General features: G+C 63.6%; 4 protein-coding genes. All 4 read left to right on the forward strand.

The features are described 5' to 3' along the window. The first annotated feature begins 16 nt into the window (after positions 1 to 16). The 4 genes from JFN93_RS10495 (at position 17) to JFN93_RS10510 (ending at position 5574) form a co-directional block, all read left to right on the forward strand. Entirely contained in the window at positions 17 to 424 is a 408-nt protein-coding gene (locus JFN93_RS10495) for a DUF2914 domain-containing protein (protein ID WP_199384018.1), read from the forward strand. A 42-nt stretch (positions 425 to 466) separates the two neighbouring features. Next, a complete protein-coding gene (locus tag JFN93_RS10500; RefSeq protein WP_199384019.1) occupies positions 467 to 1627 on the forward strand; it encodes a serine hydrolase domain-containing protein in 1161 nt (386 codons plus the stop codon). Between the two features lie 112 nt (positions 1628 to 1739). Next, positions 1740 to 2783: a response regulator gene (locus JFN93_RS10505; protein WP_199384020.1), complete on the forward strand. Its 1044-nt coding sequence runs from the start codon at positions 1740 to 1742 to the stop codon at positions 2781 to 2783. 124 nt (positions 2784 to 2907) lie between these two features. Then, a complete protein-coding gene (locus JFN93_RS10510) occupies positions 2908 to 5574 on the forward strand; it encodes a valine--tRNA ligase (protein ID WP_199384021.1) in 2667 nt (888 codons plus the stop codon). Positions 5575 to 6191 lie beyond the last annotated feature (617 nt).

The raw sequence follows: 6191 nt of genomic DNA on the forward strand, positions 1-6191 counted from the left end.
ACCGCCTGGAGGTGTCATGACCCTGTCTCGACTTTGCCGTCTGTTTGCCGCCGCTTTCTGCCTGATCGCGTGGCTCGCCGGATCCGCTTTCGCCGAGGGACTGAAGATCACCGAGATGACCGTGACGACCAAGATCGTCAAGGGAAATCCGATCGACTCGGTGCGCCGGATCTCCTCCAAATCGGTCAAGGCGCTCTACTGCTTTACCCGGATCTCGTCCCCCGGGGACACCGATACCACCATCACCCACGTCTGGTACCTGAACGACGAGGTGGTGGGGGAGTATGAGCTCCCGGTCAAGGGGGGGCATTGGCGCACCAATAGCAAGAAGGTCCTGGAAAAGGGTCAGTCCGGCCAGTGGCGCTGCGAGGCGCAGGACAGCGACGGCAACGTCCTCAAGTCAGTCAGCTTTCAGATGAACTAGGAGTAAGTGAACCGCTATGCGCAGCATCCGTCATGGACAGCCATGACCACGTTAAAGATCCTCATCTGCCTCATCGTTCTGTCCTTCGCGCCGCAGGCCTTCGCCGCGGCGCAGGCCTTTCCCTCCGCCCCGTCGACCATCGACCTCGTCGTGAAAGAGGCGATCGGACGCAGTCTGATCGCCGGCGGCATCGTGCTGGTCGGTAACCGGGACGGCATCCTCTTCGAACGTGCCTACGGGAAGGTTTCCACCCTCCCGGACGCCCCCTTCACCGATTCGGAAACCATCTTCGACCTTGCCTCGCTCACCAAGGTCTTCGCCACCGCGCCGTCGGTACTGAAGCTCGCCGAGGAGGGGAGACTCTCCCTGCTCGACCCGATCATCAAGTGGTATCCGGAGCTGGCCGGGCACGGCAAGGATCAGATCAAGATCCTGAACCTCCTCACCCACACCTCCGGGCTCGACGATTTCTCCCTGTCGGCAGGCGATGCCCTCGGGAGCGCGATCCGCGGCGTGGCCGACCAGAAGCTGAAAGGGGAGGTGGGGAACCGCTTCCGCTACGCCGACATCAACTTCATCCTGCTCGCCGAGATCGTGCGCCGGGCGACGGGCGCCCCGCTCGACGTCTACGCCCAGGCCTCCTTCTACCGCCCGCTGGCGATGACCGACACCGGGTTTCGCCCCGCGCGGCGGCTGCGCTGCGCGGTCACTTTCAGCGAGGAGGGGCCCCGCATCGGCGAGCCCCAGGACAGCCAGTGCCGCCAGTTGGGCGGCGTGGCCGGGCATGCCGGCCTCTTCTCCACGGCGCGCGACCTCTCCCGGTTTTGCCGGATGATCCTCTCCGGCGGGGTGCTGGACGGGAAGCGGGTGCTCCAGGAGCGGACCGTGGCGCAGATGTCGGTTCCCTACTATTCCCGGCGCGGCCAGGTCGCCCGGGGACTCGGCTGGGACATCGATTCTCCCTATTCCGCACCCCGCGGCACCGGCTTTTCCCGGATCTCCTTCGGCCACACCGGCTACTCCGGCTCCTCGGTCTGGATCGACCCGGCCGCCGATACCTTCGTCATCCTCCTCACCACGCGGCTCGACTACGCCCACGTGCGGGAATTCAACCGGCTGCGCAGCGAAATTTCCACCGTCGCGAGCGCGGTCTACGGAAGTCAAACCGGGGTGAAAGATGCCCGCCCGTCGCATGATGAGTGATCAATGAGGAAAAGGCAAAAACCTTGACACCACTAGGCCTATATGCTAGTTTTCACGCCACTGTTTTGGGCCAGGCGCGGCCGAAACGGCCTTACTGAAAGGGGAGGTATCGATGGGGAATAGACTGCTCCTCGCCGATGACAGCATTACCATCCGGAAGGTCGTAGGAATCATCTTTGCCGATGAGGAATACGAACTCACCGTGGTGGACAACGGAGATGCCGCCCTGGAAAAGGCGCGGGAGCTTCGTCCCGACGTGATGCTGGTCGACGCGCTTATGCCCGGCAAGAGCGGTTACGAGGTGTGCCAGGAGGTACGCCGGGATCCCCAGTTGAAGGAGACTCCCATCCTGCTCCTGGTCGGGGCCTTCGAGCCGCACGACGAGGAGAAGACCGCCGCCAGCGGCGCCGATCAGACCATCACCAAGCCGTTCGAGTCGCAGCAGCTCATCGACCGGGTCCACGAACTCCTGGTTCTCGGCAAGGAGCGCCGTGCCGCGGCGCCGGAGCCGGAACCGGAGCCCGTTGCTCCTGCCGTTGCCGTTGCCGAAGCGCCGCTCGATCTGGAAGAGGCGGAAATAGAGGAGTTGATCGACCTGGACGAGGAGATCGTCGAGGCGACCATCGAGGACGACCTTTGGGGCGCCTTCGAGGTGGAGACCCCCGCCGCCGCGGCGGCCGCCGCGATACCGCTCCCCCAGGAAAGCGTGGAGGCGGTCGAGCTTCCGACCGCTGCCGAATTCGCAGCCGAGGAGATCTCCTTTGAAAGCGAGGAGGCGCCTGCCTTCGACGCCGAGGCGATCTCCTTCGAGGAAGAGCGGACCGAGCCCCCCGAGCTTTCCCAGTTTGAATCATTCACCTTCGAACCGGAACCGCCCGCCGAGGCCCCGATCTCCGAGTTCGCACCCGAGCCGGTTTCCGCCGCCCTCGACGCGGACGCCGATCTTTCCCAGACCGCGACGGTTGCGGTGGAGCCGATCCTGGTGGGCGAGCCGGCACCGACGACCGCCGGGTTGACCGAGGCGCAGCTCACCGAGGTGGTAGCACGGATCTCCCGGGAGGTGATCGAGCGGGTCGTCTGGGAAGTGGTCCCCGACCTCGCCGAGGCGCTGATCAAGGAAGAGATTCGCAAGTTGAAGGCCGGCATCCCCGGTTAAGGCAGAAACAGGCGGTAGCATGCTTTCACAAGAGGGGATTTTCCGATCCCCTTTTTTCATTTTTTAGATCCGACTGATCCGTCGGATCACCGATCGATCGGATCAAACTTAGAGGTCACACCTGATGGCAAAAAGAGAGCTGGAAAAGGTTTACGAACCGGGCGACGTGGAGAAGAGATGGTACCGACAGTGGGAAGATAACGGCTGCTTCCATGCTACGGTCCCCTCCGACAAGCCGGGTTACAGCATCGTTATCCCCCCCCCGAACATCACCGGGGTGCTGCACATGGGGCACGCCCTCAACAACACCCTCCAGGACATCCTCTGCCGCTGGAAGCGGATGAGCGGTTACAACGTCCTCTGGATGCCGGGTACCGACCATGCCGGCATCGCCACTCAAAACGTCGTGGAGCGCCAGCTGACCGCCGAAGGGAAGGACCGCTTCGAGCTCGGCCGCGAGGCGTTCATCGAGCGGGTCTGGAAGTGGAAAGGGGAGTCCGGTGGGCAGATCATCGGGCAGTTGAAGCGCCTGGGCGCCTCCTGCGACTGGGAGCGCGAACGCTTCACCATGGACGCCGGCCTCTCCGACGCCGTTCGCGAGGTCTTCGTCCGCCTGTACAACGAAGGGCTCATCTACCGGGACAACCGGCTCATCAACTGGTGCCCCCGCTGCCACACCGCGCTTTCCGACATCGAGGTGGAACACGAAGAGAAGGCGGGGAACCTGTGGCACCTGCGCTACCCGGTGGTGGGAAGCGACGAGTTCCTGGTGGTCGCCACCACCCGCCCCGAGACCATGCTCGGCGACTCCGCGGTGGCGGTGAACCCTAACGACGAGCGCTACACCCACCTGGTGGGCAAGAAGGTGCTCCTGCCGCTGGTGAACCGCGAGATCCCGATCATCGCCGACGACTACGTCGACGTCGAATTCGGCACCGGCGTGGTCAAGATCACCCCGGCCCACGACTTCAACGACTTCGAGGTCGGCCTGCGCCACAACCTGGACCGGATCAACGTCTTCGACGAGTCCGGCGTGGTCAACTCCGCCGGGCGCCAGTACGAAGGGATGGACCGCTTCACCGCCCGCAAGCAGATCGTGGCGGACCTCGAGGCGGCCGGGCTTTTGGAGAAGATCCAGGACCATGCCCTTTCCGTCGGCGGCTGCTACCGCTGCAAGACCGTCGTCGAGCCGTACCTCTCCCTGCAGTGGTACGTGAAGGTCGGCCCGCTCGCCGAGCGCGCGCTCGCCGCGGTGAAGGACGGGCGGACCAAGATCGTCCCGACCCAGTGGGAGAACACCTACTACGACTGGATGGAGAACATCCGCGACTGGTGCATCTCCCGCCAGATCTGGTGGGGGCACCGCATCCCGGCCTGGTACTGCGACCATTGCGGCGCGGTGACCGTTGCCAAGGAAGACCCGACCAAGTGCTCCAAGTGCGGCAGCGACGACATCCGCCAGGAGACCGACGTGCTCGACACCTGGTTCTCCTCGGCACTCTGGCCCTTCTCCACGCTCGGCTGGCCGCAAAAGACCCCGGAGCTCGCCGCGTTCTACCCGACCTCGTGCCTGGTGACCGGTTTCGACATCCTCTTCTTCTGGGTGGCCCGCATGATGATGATGGGGCTCCACTTCATGGACGATGTCCCCTTCAAGGACGTCTACATCCACGCCCTGGTGCGCGATGCCCAGGGGCAGAAGATGAGCAAGTCCAAGGGGAACGTCATCGACCCGCTCACCGTCATCGACGCCTACGGCACCGACGCCTTCCGCTACACCCTGGCCGCGTTCGCTGCGCAGGGGAGGGACGTGAAGCTTGCCGAGGAGCGGATCGCCGGCTACCGCAACTTCGTCAACAAGATCTGGAACGCGGCCCGGTTCACCCTGATGAACCTGGAAGGGTTCGAGCCGGCGGCGGTCGATTCGGCCAAGCTCGAGCTTTCCAATGCCGACCGGTGGATCCTGTTCCGGTTGAACGAGGCGGCGGCCGCGGTCGACGAGGCGCTCACCACCTACCGGTTCAACGAGGCGGCGAGCGACCTGTACCGGTTCACCTGGAGCGAGTTCTGCGACTGGTACATCGAGCTGGTGAAAGACGACCTGTACAAGGGTGATGCGGACCGCCAGCAGAGCGCCAAGTACGTCCTCTGGCAGGTGCTCGAGCACCTGCTGCGCCTGCTGCACCCGTTCATGCCGTTCATCACCGAAGAGATCTGGCAGGCGCTGCCCGGCGTCGGGGACCGCGGCAATTTCATCATGCTCGCCGAGTATCCGAAGGTGCGTCCGGAGTGGGCGGAGTTCTCCGCTGCCGCCACCGAGATGGAACTGGTGATGGAAGTCATCAAGGGGATCCGGAACATTCGCGGCGAGATGGAAGTGGCGCCGAGCAAGCAGATCGCGGCACTTTTGGACTGCAAGTCGGCGGAAAGCCTCGCGCTGCTCAAGAAGAACGAGGCCTACGTCATGAGCCTCGCCCGTCTGAGCGACCTCGCCATCGGCCAGGGGGTCGAGCGTCCCGCCGAGGCCTCGCTGCAGGTGGCCGGCGACGTCGAGATCCTCGTCCCGCTGCGCGGCCTGGTGAACGTGGAGGAAGAGGAAAAGCGTCTCAACAAGGAGATCACCAAGATCGAGAAGGACATCGAGTTCCTCACCAAGAAGCTGCAGAACCCGAGCTTCGTGGAGCGCGCACCGGCCGACGTCGTCGAGAAGGAACGCGAGAAGATCGCCGAATTCAGCAACAAGAAGCAGATTCTCGAAGAGAGCCTGCAGAAGATTCAAAGGCTGAAGTAGGGTTCAATTGACAATGGACAATTGACAATTGACAATGAAACGCCATGGAAAGGGCCGCTGCCTCGCTTGAGACAGCGGCCCTTTGTATTTTGGCAGCTGGCCTGAACTGTGGGAGCGACATTCCGGTCGCGCGCTAAGTTGGAATCCTTCATTGCCACCGAAAGGCAAATCCCCCCCAGCCCCCCTTTGTCAAAGGGGGGAGCCATCGGTGACTTAGCTGTTTTCACTGTGGGAGCGCCTTTCCAGGCGCGAACCGCCGCAGGCGGTGATGGAGGCCGCTGTTAATCGCGACAGGAATGTCGCTCCTACCGCAAGGTTCGGCTGCTTTCACTGTGGGAGCGCCTTTCCAGGCGCGAACCGCCGCAGGCGGTGATAGAGGCCGCTGTTAATCGCGACAGGAATGTCGCTCCTCCAGCAAGGGTCGGCTGCTTTCACGGTGGGAGCGCCTTTCCAGGCGCGAACCGCCGCAGGCGGTAATAGAGGCCGCTGTTAATCGCGACAGGAATGTCGCTCCTCCAGCAAGGGTCGGCTGTTTTTACGGTGGGAGCGCCTTTCCAGGCGCGAACCGCCGCAGGCGGTGATGGAGGCCGCTGTTAATCGCGACAGGAATGTCGCTC

This window comes from Geomesophilobacter sediminis (genome assembly GCF_016458275.1).
GTDB classification, from domain to species: domain Bacteria; phylum Desulfobacterota; class Desulfuromonadia; order Geobacterales; family Geobacteraceae; genus Geomesophilobacter; species Geomesophilobacter sediminis.